Here is a 19,065-nt window from a genome sequence, read left to right as displayed (position 1 = left end):
ATAGGAGTCTCGTGGCAGCGCCGACAGATTAACAGGATGAAGAAATGAACGACACGCCAGCAGTTCCCTCACAGCCAATTAGGATTGGCGAAACAGCGCCGAACTTTCGTGCGCGAACCACACTCGGGGAACGGAGCCTATCGGAATATCGGGGCCAATGGCTCATCTTCTTTTCGCACCCTGCCGACTTTACGCCAGTGTGTACGACGGAATTCATTGCCCTCGCGAAATCGGCCGCCGAGTTTGAAGCAGCTGGCTGTGCATTGCTCGGACTGTCCGTGGACAGTATCCATTCGCACATTGCGTGGGTGAATGCGATTAAACGCAAATTTGGGATTCATGTTCCGTTCCCAATCATCGAAGATCCATCCATGGCAATTGGTCGCGCATATGGCATGATTGACGATACCGCAGTTGATAGCGCAGCGGTTCGCTCAACCTATTTTATCGACCCAGAGGGAGTAATTCGTGCGATCACCACTTATCCACATAATGTTGGGCGCTCGGTCAGCGAAATGCTGCGCCTTCTTCGCGCATTGAAAGCTACTGAGGGCAACATTGCCCTCGCTCCAGAGGGATGGCAGCCTGGGGATAGATTGCTGGCACTACCAATTATAAACAGCGCCGAAATCGGAGTTGATGATGATTGGTTTTGTCATTTGGCAGATGCGAAATGACTTCGCTTTTTGAAAGTCGGGATCGCGCCGTAAAAGCGGCGGACAAGCTAAAAGTCTATGCGCAGCCGCAGCGGCTCATGATCTTATCTTCCCTTTTGCGCGGTGAACGCACTGTTAGCGAAATAGATACCGCAACTGGCATCGGCCAACCTGCGCTTAGCCAGCAACTTGCGGAACTGCGCCGCAACGACCTCGTAAAAACGCGGCGCGCTTCAAAGCAAATCTGGTATGACTTAGCGAATGATAAAGTCCGCTTATGCGTTCGCAGCATGGAAGCAATCCTCGGAGACGAAGGTGATGTGGAGCAAATGTTGAATACCGCCCTGCAAGTGAATAAGCCTGAGGTACGTTCAACCCCAGCGCGTAGCGCGGCAGGATTCGCGCGCATCATTTAGCAGGCTAATGTTTTTGGGCCCTGTCAGAGCAAATGCATCGGCTAGGCGCAGGGGTCGAGGGTCGCTAGCTGCGCAGAATGCCGAGACCGAAGAGGCCCGCCAATGCCTTCCGCTATTTCAACTCATCGCCCGAAGTGATCCGCCTCGTGGTGATGATGTACGTCCGGTTTCCGCTGTCGCTGCGGAACGTCGAGGACCTGCTGTTCGAGCGGGGAATAGACATCTGCCATGAGACGGTGCGCTTCTGGTGGAACCGCTTTGGCCCGATGTTCGCTGCCGATATCCGCCGGCAGCGGGTCTCACGAATGAAGGGCTTTCGCCACTGGAACTGGCACCTCGACGAGATGTACGTGAAGATTGGCGGAGAGATGCACTACCTGTGGCGCGCGGTCGACCAGGAAGGTGAGATCCTCGAGAGTTACGTCACAAAGACCAGAGATAAGAAAGCTGCACTGGCATTCATAAAGAAGGCGCTGAAGCGGCACGGTTGCGTCGAGACAATTACCACCGACGGCCTGCGGTCCTACGGCGCAGCGATGGACGAGTTAGGCAATCGGGAGAAGCAGGAGATCGGCCGCTGGGCCAACAACAGGGTTGAGAACAGCCACCTCCCCTTCAGGCGACGAGAGCGTGCGATGCTCAGATTTCGGCAGATGAAGTCGCTACAGAAGTTCGCCTCCGTCCACGCCTCACTGCACAACCACTTCGCCTCAGACCGCCACCTCGTTGACCGAAAGACCTACAAGCTCCATCGCTCAGCCGCCTTGGCTGAGTGGCATTCTCTCGCTGCCTGAGGTGCAGCGGCCACCTGCCCTGCCCTTGTTCAGTGGAGACCAGTTAGCGTTAGACTGACAGCACCTCAGGGGGCATTGCGGAAATAGTCCGCGGCAACTTCCTTAAAGGCTAGGGTCAGGCGCGAAGGTGGTGAAAGATTTGATGTGGCAAAAGCATAGCGGTGGACGATGTGCGGTTGAAATGGGCGCGCGACCAGCGGACCCCGCAGATAAGGCTTTGCCAGCCGTTCATTGAGAATGGCCATACCTATCTGCTTGAACGCGAGCGCGCAGGCAGATCCATGAGTATGCGTTTCTATCGACACGCTGGGCCGCCGGCCATATTCGGCAAAGGCCTGATCGACCTGGCTGCGCCAGCGCCGGCCTGCGCCGAGCAGGATCAACGGCGCGTCAAGGATTTCAGCCGGAGAAATGGAATCGAGGCCAGCAAGCGGATGGTCCCGGTGCATCACGCAGACAGAGTTGTTGGTCATCATGACATCGGTCGCGAGGTCTTTTTCATCGACCGGCATCTTCACAAAGCCGCAATCGGCATAACGCATCGCTATCATTGATCGTGCTGTTTCGGCGCTGCGCGAGTCTATGCTGAATTCAACTCCCGGATGGCGTTCGAGAAAAGCGGCGACGATGTCAGGCAGGATCGCTTCAGAGAAGCTTGGCGGCGCGACCACGCGGATCGAGCCCGCCGTTAGCCCTGATATGTCGCGGGCGATATTATGGAGCCGCTCCATATTGGATAGCGCCAACTCAACTTCAGAAAGAAAGCGCTTTCCGTCTTCGGTGGCGACAAGTCTGCCTTTTTCACGAAAAAACAGCTCGAATCCGTAACGCTCCTCAACCTGCGCGATCAGGCGGCTGATTGCAGGCTGTGTCATTTGCAATTGCTTTGCAGCGGCAGTCGCGGAACCGCTGTGCATGACTTCGACAAAAGCGCGCAACGCCCGGATGCTGATGTCTGGCTGTTCGGGCCCCGCGCCAAAGCCGATGCGCAACTTCAAGTCAGGCTACCGGACAGAAACAAACGGAATGGTTGCGCAGGATGGCAAATCCGCAGTGCAATGGATTTGCAGGGTTGCAACGCAAGGTTGCGCATCGGGATCTGACCAGTCACAATTTGGATTGATGTCGAAATGCGGGAAGTTGCTGCCCGCAATGTCGATACGCAAACGGTGGCCAGCCGCGAACAGGTTACAGGTCGGAAATGATCGCACGACAACTTCATAGATTTTTCCGGTTACCATCGGCTCAGGCTTTTCGAAAGAGTTTCGGAACCGTAACCGCAAGATGCCATGGGCGACGTTCATCGTAAAGCCTTGGGGATAATCGTCATTTGGCGGATATTCGTCGACCAATTTGATCGCAATGTCTGCATCTGGCGTGTCACATTCGACAAATAAACGCAGTTCGATATTGCCGGCAACGCACATCGCATCGGTGAGGGGATCGGTTCGGAAGCTCACCACATCGTCACGATCCGCAAGCGCACGGCCCGGCATTGTTGCGCCGAACAATGCCTCGGTTTCGCGTTGGTCGAATGCGCCGGCAAACATGATTGGCTCTGCCGAAGTTACCGCGCCGCCGATTGTCGGAACGGGATTTGCAGGATCGGCCTTTACACGGCAGTTCGCAGCTTCTCCTTCAGCCGCGGGCGTATGAGAGAGCTGCCCGCCTCCAGCCAGATAAAGCGTTTCGATGGCTGTATCCGGCAAGGGCCAACTCGAAGCGCGCATCCATGAACCGCCATGATCCATCCTGCCTTGAGCGTTTCTTCTTCCCGAGCCGCCGCCCATCCGGAAAATAGTTACCGCGTCGGGCAAAGGATCCGCGACATCGCGTCTGCGCAGATGATGGTCGAACCAATCACGCCGCAACACTGTATAATCAACTGCCAGATTGCCATCGAGTGTCGCCAGCGAACCGAAATCGACGTCGCCCGAATAGGTGACAGACCGTTGCCCATGGGTCCACGGCCCCAAGATCAAGCGAACGGGGCTTTTTTTAAGCTGTGAAAGAGCGGCGAAGTTATCGATCGCGGTCTGAGCATAAGGATCGTACCAGCTCGACATATGGACTTGGGGTACATCAGAAAACCGATCATACCATCCAGCGCTGTAAAGCCCGCGCTGTTTCCAGAAATGGTCGAAAACGTTGCGGTCCCATTGCTCGAGGATATAGGCTTCATATTCCGGCATAGCGGATATGGGGGACAGGCCTTTGCGCCAGCGTATGCGGATCCAGTCTCGGATATCCTGTTCAGCAATGGATGCAATTGCAGCCCGGTCGCCGCGGTGTGTCGCAGAGATCAACGCATGTTTATAGGCCCATGTAAGTTGCTTTAATTCATAAGCGCCGCCCTGCCGGATACCTCCGTGATAGGCACTTGAAAAGCCACCGGAATCGAGAAACATCGCGCCAAGACCCTTGGGATTTCCGCAGGCGAGCGCGGCCTGCACATGGGCGCCATAGGATAAGCCAAGCGTTCCGACCTCGCCATTGCACCATGGCTGGCGCATGATCCATGCAAGGCAGTCTTCACCGTCTTCGCCCTCGCAAAGATATTTGGTAAAGCGGCCTTCGGAGGCGTAACGGCCACGGCCGTCCTGCAGCACATAGGCAAAACCGCCCGCTACGAATTGCGCTGCGATTTCCGGTTTGCTGCGGATCTTCGGATCCTGGGCTGTGCAGTCTGCCCGGTTAGTGCGCCGCTTGCCATATGGGGTTCGTTCAAGAAGGACAGGGAAAGGGCCTTTGCCTTCGGGAAGGTATATGTCGGTCGCCAGCCTTATACCATCTCGCATCGGAACCATGGCATCTGCGATCGACGGTTCAACCAGATAAGCGCGATCCTCAATCATGGCCGTTGGAACTCATAGGTTGCAGGCGCGGCGGGCCCGGTCGGCAATTCGCTGGCGGACCAGAAAGCGATCAGTCCAAAACCGACAACTCCAATGGCGATGCTGAAAGGCAACATCATTGCGATCAGTGAACCGATACCGAAATCGTGTTTCCAGCGCTGGGCGAGAGCGAGTACGAGTACGAAATTGGAAGCCACAGGTGTAATGATGTTGAAGATGGAGTCGCCCATCCGATAGGCTGCAGTTGTCATCTCGGGTGACACGTCCAGCAGCATCAGCATGGGCACCACGATCGGCGCCATCGCACTCCATTTTGCCGATGCTGAACCAATCGCCAAGTCAAAGACTGACGACAGGCTGAGTAGCGCCACCAGTAGCGTTGAAGTGGAAAGTTCGATGTGGGCCAAGACCTCGGCACCCTTGATCGCAACGATTGGACCAAGATTGGACCAAGTGAACATGGCGATGAAATGTGCAGCGAAGAATGCCATGACCAGATAAGGTGCGGTCGCCTCTAGTCCCTGGCCCATCATTTTCACCACATCGCGGTGCGATGAAATCGTTCCGGCCTTGCGGCCAAAGGCCCATCCGGATGCAAGGAATAGCAAAGCAAAGCCTGCAACGAGACTGGTATAAAAGGGCTCTAGTCGGGCAGGCCCCGGAACAGCGGGATCAACGAGTGGGCTGAAACCCGGTGTAATGACCAATGCAGCGAAGAGGCTGGCGACGGCCAATGCTGCCCAAAACGCGCGGCGCAATGCAGCACTTTCCTTATCCGGTTCACCAGCCGCGGGTGCGACCTGTGCGGACGTTTCGGTCGTTCCATGCCAAGTGCCCAGCCTCGGCTCCACGATGCGGTCATTGACCCACCAGGTAACGGGTATCAGCAAAAACCCCAGACTCGCCGTGAACCACCAGTTGCCAAGCGGATTAAGTCCGTAGTCCGGATCAATCATTTGCGCGGCGCTTTGCGTGATACCCAGGATCAGAACGTCAAATTGGCCGGGAACTAGATTGGCTGCAAAGGCACCGGAAATTCCCGCATAGGCAATGGCCACCCCGGCAAGTGGGTGACGGCCCACACTGGCATAAGCAAGTGCAGCCAGAGGAATAATCACAACATAGGCAGCGTCCGAGGCATGGTGTGACAAAAGCCCGACGAGAAAAACCGAGGGCGTCAGAAAGCGCCCTCGCACTTTGCGCATTGACCGGGTCATCAGCGCAGCAAACAGACCCGAGCGCTCGGCAACTGCTGCGCCAAGCATCACTACCAACACGAGGCCCAAAGGTTTGAAGCCGGTGAATGTTGCAGGCATTTCGACCAGAAACCGCCGGATATTTTCCTGCGATAAAAGGCTTTCGCTGGCAATTAATGCGCCCGTTGCCGGATTGGTTGCCGACCAGCCTGCCGCTGCCGCAAGTGCTGACACACCGACGAGAACCGCCATCAGCAGCACAAAGATTGCAACCGGATCGGGCAACCGGTTTCCGAACCTTTCGATCCGGTCCAGCCAGCCCGTCCGGCTGCCGTCCGGAACGGACGGCAACTGCTGAGATGTCTGCGTCATATCATGCCACTATCAGAGATCAGAATTTTGTCCCGATCCGAACATACATGTAGCGGCCCCGAATATCATAGGTGTAGATGTCGAAGTTGATCGGATTGTTCGCTGCCGATGCCGGCGGTTGGCGGTCGAATATATTGTCGATACCGAAGGCAAAGTTGTAAGCGCCGTCGTTCACGTCGAAAGCGATTTGCGCGTCGTGGTAAAAGACCTCGCTCAGCTTGCCCCCATTGACAGCATTGCCAGGAATATCGTCGCTGGATCCGATGTAGCGGGTCTTCCATCCCAGCGTCCAATTTTCGGCCGAATAGCGCAGGCTCGCCTGACCTTTCCAGCGGGGGAAAGTCGATCGGGGCTGATCCGACTTGCCGGCGCGTTCGTCTACGATAATCGTGCCATTTGGTTGGGGGATGAAGGTGCGGAAGCTGTCCAGATAGGAGGCGTCGACTGACGCTTCTATCGTGCCGGTGCCAAGTGAAGCGCGATACCGGGCAGTCGCATCGATGCCCGAGACCTCGATCTGGCTCAGGTTGACAACTGCTTGCCGTAATTCAGTGATTTCGCCCGACGACGCACGGCTTACAAGATCGCAGAAATTGCCACTATTGGCGCAGGTCGTTAGGATCTGCGTGGCGGTCTGAGCGGCGATTGCATCCTTCACATCAATTTTGAACCAGTCGACGGTGAAGGTAAAGTTGCCGGGCGTCAGTGCAAGTCCGGCGGACCATGTCGTCGCAGTTTCGGGTTTTAGATTTTGGTTGCCAGCAACCAGTCCGGCAATCAGGCCGGCATTGAACTGGCTTTGATTATAGCTGGTCGGAATGCCTGCGCAGCCAACAAGACCTGCGCCGCCGCCATTGCAAGGATCCGTGCCCTGAAAGTTTGTTTGGCGGGCACCTTGATAAAGTTCGAGGATCGACGGTGCACGGAACCCTTGCGAGAAGGTGCCGCGAACGAGGATGTCCTCGATCGGGCGCCAGGCAAGCCCGAATTTGGATGTCAGCTTGCCGCCAACGGTCGAATAATGCGAATAGCGCGTGGCAGCATCGACATCGAGGCTGTAGAATCCAGGGGCGTCCGCAAGCAGAGGAACGCTTATTTCGGCGTAGCCTTCGTGCAGGTCATATGATCCCACCGTGGGGTCGCGGGACTGTGCTGTGGTCGGGTTTTGCCGCGCACCGCTGACCAGTGGCAGGATTAGTGAAGGCGTTGCTGCGAAGGCATCGGGCCGATCATAGGCCGATTCCTTGCGATATTCGTAACCCATTGCAAAGCCCACCGGGCCAGCAGGCAGATCAAACAGAGAGCGCGAAAGATTGACGGTGAAGTCATATTGGCTCGCGCCATTCTCGTCCTTAGCGTTGTACCTGATGTAATTCGCCATTTCAGGTGTGATCGTGCCGAAAATATTGAGTGGGACACAGCCTTGGCTTGCCGAACAGAGCGCAGGCGAATGCAGGCCGAGATAAACATTTTCGAGATTGATTTGGTTGATTGCATTAAAATCGGCACGGTTGCGCGACCATGAGAAGAAGGCATCCCATTTCCAATCGCCGGCAAGTTCGAGAGACCCTTCGAGGCCAGCCGCCAGGCGCGCGGTCTTGACCGTCTGCTGGTTGTCGCGATTGCCGACTTCGATGGGCACACGTTGGATGCGGAATGTGCTGCCTGAAAATGCAAGCGCATTGGCTAGAGGAACACCATTGGCGGTGCCGAACGGATTAAACGCTTGGTCTGCGGAAATCCGGAACCCGTTCGACCCGCGCACGTCGAGTGGGAAGGGCGCAAACAACTGGCTTGATCTGCGATAATTGTACAGCCCTTCGACGCGAAGGCTGATGCCATCCGATAATTCGACTTCGCCCCTCGCAAAAAGGCCGAACCGCTTGCTTGGTCCGGTGGCGTAAAGGCCTTGCGTCATGGTGTTGTAATCGTCGCCGGGAAGGCGGGCGACGCGAAAGGCATTGTCTGCGGTATTACCTGTACCAATGCTCGTGATGCCCACATCCCGGGTTAACGCATTGGCGGCGCTGTTGCCGAAATTGGCAGGCGTTCCGAAAAAGGCATTCGATGTAAGACCGGGGAGGACATACAGCCCCTGCGGCGATGTTGGTGGTGCGGTCAACGGGGTCAGCGCGCGCGCCGAAATTTTTCGGTCGGATGTAAGAATGGGCCGACTGTCATTGTAGCTGGCCGAAACAAGGAAGGACCCCTGGCCCAAATCGCGACCATAGTTGAGAAAGCCCGAATAGTTCTGACTGTCGCCGCGGGAGGAAATGCCGAGGCGCACATTGCCCTCAAATCCGTCAATTTTGCGTTTGGTCTGTATGTTCACTACGCCGGCAATTGCATCTGCGCCGTAAATTGCCGACGCGCCGTCCTTTAGCACTTCAATGCGGTCGATTATGCCCAGAGGAATGGTGTTGAGATCGACAAAGTCTCGAAAACCGCGACCGCCGACCGCATTGACCCAGCGCTTGCCATCGACCAGCACCAGTGTGCGGTTGCCGCTGCCTTCTGCCGAGCCGAGATACCGCAGGTTAATCGAGCTAACACCAAATGAAGTGCCCTGCGTGCCATTTGAGTTGAGGCTGACGCCAACGCTAGGCATTGCCTGCAGAAGATCGCCGGCGGAGGTCGGGGCACTGGCCGCAATATCTTCTCCGGTCAGAGTGGTCAGAGGCCCGACCGAGGTGGCGTCCTTCCGCCCGATGCGGCTGCCGGTTACCGTAATCGTGTCGGCTGCTTTGGCGTTTTCTTCAGTGTCGCCCGCTTGATCTTGCGCAAAGGCAGGTGCGAATTGCCCTGCAGACATTGACAACATGAGCGCGGTACTCGCGCGCAACATGAACCCCTTCATTTTCGATCTCCCTGACGCGGGACGGCTTGCCCGTTCCCAAGACATTGCGATCGTTGGATGTCGAGTACTAGTTATGCAATGTTATGAATTATACCGATTGGTTCATGCAAGATTGTTATAGTTTATCATCGTCGACCACTTGTACATGTTAAGGCCTCGGTTCGCCCCGTGAAGGCAAGTTATTGCGCTTCCTCCTTCCGCATAAAGCTTGTTCAACCAGTGCAGAAGCATTGCCAGGTTGATGCCGGCTCTTTCCAGTTAGGCGACGTCCCTTTGCTCCCCGATGGCCTGAAACCCCCTCCAAAGCCACAACTCCGCCAATCAGGGAATTGTTAAAGTTGGTCCGATTTCTCTGAATATATATCAGATTCAATATCTTATTAGGTCTACAATTGGTGCTGTCAAAGCAAATGCACCGGCTGGCGCTCTCGGCGACTGACCGGTAGCCGCTGCGCATGCCACGCCCTAGAAAACCAGCTAGCCCGTTCCGCTATTTCAACTCATCTCCCGAAGTCATCCGCCTAGTCGTGATGATGTACGTGCGGTTCCCCCTGTCGCTGCGGAACGTTGAGGATCTGCTGTTCGAGCGCGGCATCGGCCTCTGCCATGAGACTGTCAGGTTTTGGTGGAACAGGTTCGGGCCGATGTTTGCGGCCGACATCCGCCGCCAGCGGGTGCAGGCCATGCGTGGAGTTCGGCACTGGCGTTGGCATCTCGACGAGATGTACGTCAAACTGAACGGTGAGATGGTCTACCTTTGGCGCGCCGTCGACCACGAAGGCGAAATCCTCGAGAGCTACATCACCAAAACCCGCGATAAAGCGGCCGCTCTCACATTCATGAAGAAGGCGCTGCGGCGTCACGGGGCGCCTGCAGCAATCACAACCGACGGCCTCAGATCCTACCGTGCCGCCATGACTGACCTTGGATGTGAGGCAAAACAAGAAATCGGTCGATGGGCCAATAACCGGGTCGAGAACAGCCACCTGCCCTTCCGACGACGAGAGCGGGCAATGCTCCGGTTCAGGCAAATGAAGACACTCCAAAAGTTCGCGTCAGTCCACGCCTCGCTCCACAACCACTTCAATCAGGAACGTCACCTCACCGACCGAAAAACTTACAAGGAACGACGCTCGGCAGCATTTGCCAAGTGGAGCAACCTTGCGGCCTGAGGCTACGCGCCCCCTGCCCCAACTACGTTTGCTGGAGACAAGTTCGCATTAGACTGACAGCACCGTCTCGGACGCAGCGCCCCATTCGGCAAATGCTGCCGCTCGAGAGGTGCGCATGGTTTTGCGGGAGACGAGGTGACGTTGGACAGCGAAGATGTTGTAGATTGCGGAGTGGGTGGAAACGAAGCGCTCTAAGGGGCCAACGCCGCTGCGCCGGCAAGCGCCACCGCTCCATCTTGAAATGACTGCACGCCAGAAACGCCGATCGCACCAACGACTGCGCCATCCATAACCAATGGCAGACCCCCCTCAATAGGTAGCGCACCAGTTAACTTCGCCATATGCACCTTGCCCGAGAGCACCACCTCTTCGAGCGCCTTAGATGGACGCTTGAACATCAATGCGGTCTTTGCCTTGTCTTGTGCGACCTGGATCGAACCTAATTGGGTTCCGTCAGCGCGCTCGAGCAGGATGAGATGCCCTCCTGCGTCGAGAATAGCGATTACAACGGTCCACCCTTCGGCCTCCGCTTTGGTGCGCGCTGCAGCGGCAATGGTTTTGGCCTCTTCGAGTCCGATTGAAAAGATATTCTGCATAAGAATACTCCTATGAAATTTGTTCACTTTGGCCGTTCAGCCGCGAGTATCAAATTCGTGAAAATGCCATCCTGACTTTGCCGTAGGCTCAGTCGTCGCGCTCGTGTCCTGTCCTGCCACTGCGACACAAATCATTGGCGGCCATATTTTAGACCAAGTCGTTTGTGCAGGCGTTGCGCATGACATCGTAATCACTCAAAATTTGTGCTTGGAATTCTCAGGACAGGAATTGCTGCCGCAAGCCTGCAGCGCCGCCTCTGAGGAAGCCGTGGTCAGAACCCAACAAGAAAAGGCTGACCCCCTTGTCGCGCCAGATTGCGGCATCGGTCGGTTTCGAGGTAAACATTCCAACCGGACGTCCGGAATTTTTGGCGGCAGCGATGATAAGGTCCAATGCCTCGACAACCTTTGGGTCATCGGGGTCTGTGCAGCCGAGCGCGATGGTGAGATCGATCCTGCCGATGAAGAGTGCGTCGATGCCCTCGACGGCAGCAATTGCGTCGATCTGGTCCAGCGCCTCCAGATCTTCAATCTGGGCAATTACAATTGATCGCGCCGCGCTATTGGCCAGATGTTCGGGTATCGCAATGCTGCCATAGCCTGCCGCCCGACTACTGCCGGCATAGCCACGCCCGCCCGCACCATAATGCGCGGCCTTTGCGACAGCCCGGGCTTCTTCTGCAGATCGGACATGTGGCACCAGTACGCCATCGGCCCCGCAATCAAGCGCATTCAATATCTGCTCATGTGCAGAAGACGGCGGCCGGACGATCACTGGCATGCTGGCGGCCCTCGCGGCGAAGATGCACAGATCCAGATCGCGCCTGTCGAACGGGGCGTGTTCAGCATCCAAACACAGGCAATCTAGTCCCGTGGACGCCAGCACCTCAACGATGTGTGGATGCGGCGTTTTCACAAAAGTACCAAGCATTGGTTCATGCCCGGCTATGCGTTGCTTGAAGGTCATGCGGTGGTCGCCCAGAGTTTGCGGCTGGCGATCTCTGCGCCGTCTCTCAAAGCCTTTAGCTTGGCCCAGACAATAGCGGGATCAACCACGCCAAATCCGGCAAATGTCGAAAAGCCGCAATCAGTGCCGGCGATCACCCGATCGCGCCCAACAATCGATGCGAAGCGCTCGATCCGCTCAGCAACGACACGTGGATGTTCGATAAAGTTGGTGGTGCTGTCTATCACTCCCGGGATCAAAACCTTGTCCTCGGGTATTAGGTCCGTCATTTCGGCGAAATAATTCCAGTCATGCTGGTGCCGCGGGTTGCTGGTTTCGAACAGTAGCCCTGCCGGTTTCGCCTGCATCAGGGTCGGCAGGATAACGCCCATTTCTACATCGCAGCAATGCGGTCCTTCGTAATTGCCCCAGCAGACATGCATGCGTACGCGGTCCGCCGGCACATTGCGCAGCGCATGATTAAGCGCGTCGACATGGCCGCCGATCAGTTGCAGATATTCCGCATCGCTGCGGTCTTTGTACATCATGTGGCGACCAAGCCCCAGATCTGGGCTATCGAGTTGCAGATATAGGCCGGCAGCGACGATCGCTTCATATTCTGGTCGCATGGCCTCTGCCAGAGCCTCTAAATAGGCATCCTGCGTTGGGTAATATTCGTTGGGCTGGAACAGTGCGATGACCCCTGGAGATGCTGCATTCATGAAGCCGCCAACCGGTCTGTATGCCGCCATGGCTTTGCTCATATGCGTCAGGTCAGCTTGCAGCGGCGCAAGTGTTTTGGGTCGAATTTCGCCGACGCATTTGGGTCGACGATAGGTCGGGGTGCCGCCGCCTTTTGCCTGCCGTTCGAGGAAGGAAGGAAACATCTCCAAGTCTTTGGGTGGCGTACGCGGGCTGTCTCCGTCAAAGCCTGTGATGCGGTCCTTGATATAGGTGGCATAGCTGATTTTCGACATTTCGCCGTCTGAAACTAGATCCACGCCGCTTTCGACCTGCAAGCGAACCGCTTCGTCAACTGCGGCTCCGATTACCTGATCAAACTCTGCTTCGTCGACCGGCTCCCCCCGCTCCTGAGCAAAAACAAGCTCGGTAACTGCTGCAGAGCGGGGCAGGGAGCCGACATGGGTAGTCAAGATACGGTCAGGCACGGCAAATCTCTCTTTTATTTGAGGAAATCCAATTCGCGATTTTGGCGTTCGTCGCGTCAGGCTGTTTCGGCGGCATCATGTTGCCCGGCAGGAGCACAAAGGGCGGAGGGTTCATCCGAGGCGAGCGCTATTGCCCGACAGCAACTCACCTGCAAACAACCGCTGCTCCGGCGAGGTTTCGGGCGATGCAATGCGCTCAATCAACATGGAAACCGCTGCCTCTGTCATCCGCCGCACCGGCTGGCGGATTGTTGTCACTTGATAGGACAGCCAGGTCGCAGGTCCGACCCCGTCGAAACCAACGATCGAGATGTCGTCGGGAACGTTAAGGCCAAAATGTGCACGCGCGCAGTCGATGGCGCCGACCGCCATCAGATCGTTGGCGCATATGACGGCATCGATTTTGCCGCCGGTCTGACGCATGATGTCCTTCAACGCTGTCTCGCCGCTGACATAATCGAACTGGCCGCGCACAAGTACATAGTCTGCACCATGCCCCTGCAATCGGCGGATCGCTGCATTGACGCGCTCTTCGCCGACATAACTGTCTTCAGGGCCTGCGATGATTCCGAATTTGCGGTGCTCGTGCGCGAGCAATGCATCGACCAGAAGATTTTCCCCGGCAACAGAATCACAGCATACACTCGCCACCGGGACGTCTTCGCCGACACGGTTGTACAAAACCACAGGTACGCCGCGATCGGCAAATCCGGCCAGTTGCGAAGGATCAAGCCGAGCGGCAACGATCGCACCATCAACCCGATATTGCCAAACCTGGTCGAGCACCTGATCGACGTCTGACTCGGCCGCGAGCGTAAAAAGTAAGACCCGAATACCATGCTGTGAAAGACGTTCCGTCAGCTGTGACAGCACTTCCGGGTAATAGAGGTTGGTGAGGTTCGAGATGATGATCGCAACGAGGTTGGATCGTTGGGTAATCAGGCCGCGGGCGATTGCATTGGGGTAATAATTTAGCTCCCGCGCGGAAGCGAGCACCTTCTCCCGCGTCTTGGCAGAGATGCTTGCTCCTTCCTTGAAGCAGCGCGATACCGCAGATTGCGACACGCCTGCATGGCGGGCTACGTCATATGAAGTTGCGCGATGGCGCTGCATCGATCAGGCAGCCTTTTTCTTGCTGAGACGGCGCACGCGGATGTCGGCCTGTTCCTTATGCCCGGCAAACCCCTCGATCGCGCACAGCCGGCTGCAATATTCCCCCACCATCACACTCGCCTCATCGGTCAAAACGCGTTGATAGGTACATGTCTTGATGAATTTGCCAACCCACAAGCCACCGGTAAAGCGCGCATTTTTCTTGGTCGGCAGCGTGTGGTTGGTACCGATCACCTTGTCGCCATAAGAAACATTGGTGCGATAGCCGAGGAACAGCGCGCCATAGTTCGTCATATTGTTGAGGAAATAATCGGGATCACGCGTCATCACCTGCACATGCTCGGATGCGATATCGTCTGCGACCTGGACCATTTCCTCGTAGCTGTCACATACGATTACCTGGCCATAATCTTCCCACGCCTTAGAGGCGATGTGCGCCGTTGGAAGGATCGTCAGCTGACGTTCGACCTCGGCCATCGTTTCGCGTGCCAGCTTTTCCGAATTGGTCAGCAGTACTGCCGGCGAATTGGGCCCGTGCTCGGCCTGCCCCAAAAGGTCTGCGGCGCACAATTCGCCATCGGCACCTTCCTCGTCGGCAATGATCAGTGTTTCGGTAGGTCCAGCAAGCAGATCGATGCCAATGCGCCCGAAAAGCTGCCGCTTTGCTTCGGCAACATAGGCGTTGCCCGGGCCTACGATCATGTCAACCGGCTGGATCGTCTCAGTGCCTAATGCCATTGCAGCGACGGCCTGAACGCCGCCAACACATAAAATCTCATCCGCACCCGCCATGTGCATCGCCACGACGATTGCCGGATTGGGCTTGCCTTCGAAGGGAGGTGCGACTGAAATCACGTGCTTTACGCCTGCGACCTTGGCGGTCACCACGCTCATATGAGCCGATGCGACCAAGGGGTATTTGCCGCCAGGAACATAACAGCCAACAGAATTCACAGGCAGGTTCTTGTGCCCCAGGATGACGCCGGGCAGCGTTTCAACCTCGACATCTTTCAATGCATCGCGCTGGATTTGAGCGAAATTGCGAACCTGCGTTTGCGCAAAGCGGATATCCTCTATGGTTTGCGCATCAAGTTCATCATATGCTGCGCTTATCTGTTCGTCGCTGAGGCGAAAGCTTGCAGGCGCCCAATTGTCAAACTTGCGTGACCAGTCACGTACGGCCTCATCGCCGCGCTTTTTGACATCGGCAATAATTTCTTCAACGATTGCGCGAACCTGCGCATCGGCCTCGGCCGCGGCATCGTCGGTAATGCCGGTCTTCAGAAAGCGGGCCATGAAACTTGCTCCTCTATATCTTTTCAAAGGGGTGAATTATGCCTAGGCTACAAAAATTGACTTCGAATGCAAAGACGTTTTTTGGGAGGTAGATGGTGGCAGGTGAACGGTTTGATCTGACGGGAAAGAAAGCCGTAGTCACAGGCGGCAGCAAGGGGCTTGGACAGGCAATCTCGCTGACCCTAGCAGATGCAGGAGCCAATGTTGTTGCGGTAGCGCGAGATCCTGTAGCACTGGTCGATCTTGCAGATCGACATCCGCGTATAACTAGCTGGACAGCTGACATTCTTGATCCTCGATTTGCGGAGGCACTGGCCGACTGCGAGTTTGACATATTGGTGAACAATGCCGGGACCAATACGCCGTTAGCGATGGCGGAAGTGACTGCCGATGTGCTCGACCGGATGCTTAACCTCAACGTCCGCAGTGCCTATCTGGTTGCCCAAGCTGCGGTCCAATCGATGCTGCGCAGGGGCCGCGGTGGGGCAATCATCAATATTACCAGCCAGATGGGACACGTAGGAAGTCCGCGGCGCACGGTCTATTGCATGACCAAACATGCCCTTGAAGGCTTGACCAAGGCGATGGCGGTCGAACTGGCTCCACACGGTATAAGGGTAAATTCTGTCGCGCCGACCTTTATTGAAACACCCATGACCGCGCCGATGCTAGCCGATCCTGACTTTCGGGAATTTGTCGAACGTATGATACCTATGGGCAAAACTGGCCAGCCACAGGATGTTGCAGATGCAGTGCTTTACCTCGCCTCGCCGGCAGCTGCCATGGTGACTGGCACCAGCCTGCTGGTCGACGGGGGCTGGACCGCGCAATAATCTGTCGCTGCGAGCCGTGGCGAATTTGCAACGCATTGCCGCGCTGTGCATTCGAAGTCATTTTATTCTTGCATTCGCAGTCAATTTAAAGTTCACCGGATTTAAGACCGTTGTTTTAAGGGGAGAACCGAACATGAAGCGTCCGATTAAGTCCGCACTGCTCCTAGGTGTGGCCACTACAGTTGCGAACTTCGCGGCACTGCCTGCATTTGCGCAGCAAGCCGATGAGGATCAGGCAGGCATTAAAGAAATCGTTGTGACTGCGCAGCGGCGCGAAGAAAATCTTCAGGATGTTCCAATTTCGATTTCCGCCCTCACAGCCGAACAAATGGCAGAACGGGGGACGAACGATATTTCGCGACTTGAGGGACAGGTCCCAGGCTTTACCTTTGGTCGTTCAGGATCCGACGCACGCCCAGCTATCCGCGGCGTGCGGACGGAGAATGTCGGCGTTAACGGCGATACGACTATCGGCTTCTTTATTGATGGCATTTATCAATCGCGCGCCAGCCAGGCGACGACGGGATTTGTCGACATTGCACGGGTTGAAGTGCAGCGCGGCCCTCAGGGAACGCTCTATGGCCGGAATACTTTCGGTGGTAACATTTCAGTCGTCACAGCTGCGCCATCGCTAGAAGGCTATTTTGGCGGCCTCGATGTGACCGTTGGTGAATTTGGCCGTTTCCGTACCGACGCATATGTGAATGCTGCACTTAGTGACACGGTCGCGCTTCGAGTAGCAGGCTCGTACGAAAAGTCAGACGGTTACGTTAAAAACGACAATCCGCTTGGTAACAATCTTTTCGACGACAATAACCGCTATGTTCGTGGCACTTTGTTGCTGCAACCGAATGACGCGTTCAGCGCTTCTATCAAATTCGACTATTCAAAACGCACTGGCGCAGGCGGCTCGGCCTTTGGCTACAAGCTCGTTGGCAGCTATTTCGATGTGAACAGTCGTCAGCAATTGTACAACGCAACGCCGGTTGTACTGAACACTCGCGGCGGTAACCGTGATGGCGTAAATGATGCGCTTCCAGGTGCAAGCACGGCTGCGGGAAGTGATTTGGGCATTCCCATTTATGCGGCCGGCGATCCTTACCGGATTGATACCGACCAACCTACCGTGCTCGATCTTGAGAACAAGGCATGGGCCGGAACGTTTGCGTATGATTTTGGCGGAGTTACGCTGAAATCCATCACTGGTTACACGGATTTTGGTGCGATCCGCACATCGGACACCGACTTTTCCGGCAACCAGATCGGCATCGATTTCCAAGACACCCGCGCAAAGACGTTCAGCCAAGAATTGCAATTGCTTTCTGGCGAAAACAGCGGCCCGCTCACTTACGTACTGGGCGCTTATTATTTCAAGGACAAGCTGACGGGAATTTTCATCAACCAACAGCTTTCCCGTATCATCAGAAATGTTTCGCCGAACCTAAACCTCGCTGCAAACGGTGGCGGCTTTTATGATCAGCAGCGCGCCGAAACCGAGTCTATCGCGGCTTATGCGCAGGCGAGCTATGCTGTCACAGAAAAGCTGCGGGTGACAGCAGGCCTTCGGTACACGGTGGATACGAAGGACTTTGCCTTTGCCAATGCCAATGCAATCCTGCCAACCGCTGGGACGCCAGCAGTTCCCCAGGGCACCGCAATTACTCTGCGCACAGGTCCAATCCCTGACAGCGCTTTTGGAACGCAAGGCGCACCTACAAATTGTACATATACGTCGCTTCCTGCGCCGCGCCCCGGTTTCCAGTGTCTGGCTGCAAATACAGCTGTACTGACTGGCGCAACCTATGACACCGCAAAGTTCAAGAAGGCGACTTGGCGTTTGGCGGTCGACTATCAGATGAGCGACGACAACCTCCTCTATGGATCAGCCTCAACCGGCTTCCGTTCGGGTGGTTTCAACTCTGGACAGAACCAGGCGGCGTTGACGCCGACTTTTGATCCGGAAACCGTGACTGCGTTTGAGATCGGTTCCAAAAACCGCTTCGTCGACAACACAGTCCAGCTCAATCTGGCCTTGTTCTACAACAAGTATAAAGGCTTGCAGGAACAGCGTCAGGTGCCAGCGGGCGCAACCACGCTGTCGATCATCGAGAACAGCGGTAAAGCGCGTTCTTATGGTGCCGAACTGGAGGCGATCTGGCAGCCGACGGATGCACTGCAAATCGGTGCGACCTTCGCTTATCTGAATGCGAAATATACCGAATATACTGACGTGCCTGCGCCTTTTGGTACCAGCATATTGATTGCCGATGCTGCCCAACTTACGGCAACGGTCGTCAATGGCGTGACCATCGCACCTGCAGGCCAGCGGCGTGTGTTTGCCCCGGGCTATAATTGTGGCTTAGTCCCCGGTACCGGCGGCGCAGGCCAGCCTGCGGCGGCTTACGGTTGCGATATTAGTGGAAACCATATTCCCTATTCGCCAGAGACAATGGGGTCGGTATACGCATCCTATGATATCGCCTTGGGCGGTGAAATGAAGCTTACGCCATATGCCGCAATATCATATTCGGGATCATGGTTCGGGCAGCCTTTCAATTCGATCCTGGAAAAGCAGAAAAGCTACAGCAAAATCGACCTACGTTTGACGTTGGCGTTTAATGACAGCATTTCGATCCAGGGTTATGTCAACAATGTCACCAATGAGGCGACAGCCAACCGCTTCGTCTGGGGCGGCGGCGGCGCTTTGCAGGCAAGCTATGCTCCGCCTCGTCAGTGGGGTGTGATCGGCAGCTTTAAGTTCTGATACCTTTGCATCAACCAAACATGAAAGGGC

General features: G+C 56.0%; 15 protein-coding genes. 6 read left to right on the top strand and 9 right to left on the bottom strand.

The window, feature by feature from the left end; translation table 11 throughout:
- Nucleotides 1-44: 44 nt before the first annotated feature.
- From RSE16_02880 to RSE16_02870, 3 genes are all read left to right on the top strand, one after another.
- Nucleotides 45-677: a peroxiredoxin gene (locus RSE16_02880; GenBank protein ID WRH76429.1), complete on the top strand. Its 633-nt coding sequence runs from the start codon at nucleotides 45-47 to the stop codon at nucleotides 675-677.
- Complete coding sequence (locus RSE16_02875; protein WRH76428.1) at nucleotides 674-1,072, top strand: metalloregulator ArsR/SmtB family transcription factor; 399 nt, start codon at nucleotides 674-676, stop codon at nucleotides 1,070-1,072. The genes RSE16_02880 and RSE16_02875 overlap by 4 nt, the downstream gene beginning before the upstream one ends.
- Before the next feature lie 77 nt (nucleotides 1,073-1,149).
- Nucleotides 1,150-1,866, top strand: coding sequence for an IS6 family transposase (locus tag RSE16_02870; GenBank protein ID WRH76427.1), 717 nt, complete (start codon nucleotides 1,150-1,152; stop codon nucleotides 1,864-1,866).
- A 65-nt stretch (nucleotides 1,867-1,931) separates the two neighbouring features.
- Here RSE16_02870 and RSE16_02865 read toward each other — a convergent pair whose 3' ends face one another.
- The 4 genes from RSE16_02865 to RSE16_02850 are packed head-to-tail and all read right to left on the bottom strand — an operon-like array spanning nucleotide 1,932 to nucleotide 9,146.
- Nucleotides 1,932-2,864, bottom strand: coding sequence for a LysR family transcriptional regulator (locus RSE16_02865; protein WRH76426.1), 933 nt, complete (start codon nucleotides 2,862-2,864; stop codon nucleotides 1,932-1,934).
- Between the two features lie 6 nt (nucleotides 2,865-2,870).
- On the bottom strand, nucleotides 2,871-4,721 hold the full coding sequence (locus RSE16_02860; protein WRH76425.1) for a CocE/NonD family hydrolase: 1,851 nt from the start codon (nucleotides 4,719-4,721) through the stop codon (nucleotides 2,871-2,873).
- Nucleotides 4,718-6,289, bottom strand: coding sequence for an AbgT family transporter (locus RSE16_02855; GenBank protein WRH76424.1), 1,572 nt, complete (start codon nucleotides 6,287-6,289; stop codon nucleotides 4,718-4,720). Before RSE16_02855 ends, RSE16_02860 begins: the two co-directional genes overlap by 4 nt.
- 19 nt (nucleotides 6,290-6,308) lie before the next feature.
- Complete coding sequence (locus RSE16_02850; GenBank protein ID WRH76423.1) at nucleotides 6,309-9,146, bottom strand: TonB-dependent receptor; 2,838 nt, start codon at nucleotides 9,144-9,146, stop codon at nucleotides 6,309-6,311.
- Nucleotides 9,147-9,601: 455 nt separating this feature from the next.
- Here RSE16_02850 and RSE16_02845 point away from each other — a divergent pair, with 455 nt between their 5' ends.
- Nucleotides 9,602-10,318: an IS6 family transposase gene (locus RSE16_02845; protein ID WRH76422.1), complete on the top strand. Its 717-nt coding sequence runs from the start codon at nucleotides 9,602-9,604 to the stop codon at nucleotides 10,316-10,318.
- A gap of 191 nt (nucleotides 10,319-10,509) precedes the next feature.
- On the opposite strand, the gene RSE16_02840 is transcribed toward RSE16_02845, so the two are convergent.
- From RSE16_02840 to hisD, 5 genes are all read right to left on the bottom strand, one after another.
- Entirely contained in the window at nucleotides 10,510-10,914 is a 405-nt protein-coding gene (locus tag RSE16_02840) for a heme-binding protein (GenBank protein ID WRH76421.1), read from the bottom strand.
- Between the two features lie 217 nt (nucleotides 10,915-11,131).
- Nucleotides 11,132-11,881, bottom strand: a complete 750-nt coding sequence (locus tag RSE16_02835; protein ID WRH76420.1) for an aldolase/citrate lyase family protein — start codon at nucleotides 11,879-11,881, stop codon at nucleotides 11,132-11,134.
- Nucleotides 11,878-13,029, bottom strand: a complete 1,152-nt coding sequence (locus tag RSE16_02830; protein WRH76419.1) for a cobalamin-independent methionine synthase II family protein — start codon at nucleotides 13,027-13,029, stop codon at nucleotides 11,878-11,880. The genes RSE16_02835 and RSE16_02830 overlap by 4 nt, the downstream gene beginning before the upstream one ends.
- Before the next feature lie 111 nt (nucleotides 13,030-13,140).
- Nucleotides 13,141-14,142, bottom strand: coding sequence for a LacI family DNA-binding transcriptional regulator (locus RSE16_02825; protein ID WRH76418.1), 1,002 nt, complete (start codon nucleotides 14,140-14,142; stop codon nucleotides 13,141-13,143).
- A 3-nt stretch (nucleotides 14,143-14,145) separates the two neighbouring features.
- Nucleotides 14,146-15,438, bottom strand: a complete 1,293-nt coding sequence (gene hisD, locus RSE16_02820; protein WRH76417.1) for a histidinol dehydrogenase — start codon at nucleotides 15,436-15,438, stop codon at nucleotides 14,146-14,148.
- A gap of 92 nt (nucleotides 15,439-15,530) precedes the next feature.
- On the opposite strand from hisD, the gene RSE16_02815 reads away from it, so the two are divergent.
- Both RSE16_02815 and RSE16_02810 read left to right on the top strand, forming a co-directional pair.
- Nucleotides 15,531-16,271 carry a glucose 1-dehydrogenase gene (locus RSE16_02815; protein ID WRH76416.1) on the top strand — a complete coding sequence of 247 codons (741 nt, stop codon included), beginning with the start codon at nucleotides 15,531-15,533 and terminating at the stop codon, nucleotides 16,269-16,271.
- A gap of 133 nt (nucleotides 16,272-16,404) precedes the next feature.
- The gene (locus RSE16_02810) at nucleotides 16,405-19,035 is read left to right on the top strand and encodes a TonB-dependent receptor (GenBank protein WRH76415.1); all 2,631 of its coding nucleotides are present in this window, start codon (nucleotides 16,405-16,407) and stop codon (nucleotides 19,033-19,035) included.
- Nucleotides 19,036-19,065 lie beyond the last annotated feature (30 nt).

The organism is Sphingobium sp. (assembly GCA_035196065.1).
GTDB classification, from domain to species: Bacteria; Pseudomonadota; Alphaproteobacteria; order Sphingomonadales; family Sphingomonadaceae; genus Sphingorhabdus_B; species Sphingorhabdus_B rara.
The sequence above is the reverse complement of the archived record's forward strand: the minus strand, read 5'-3'. Positions and strand labels throughout refer to the sequence as shown.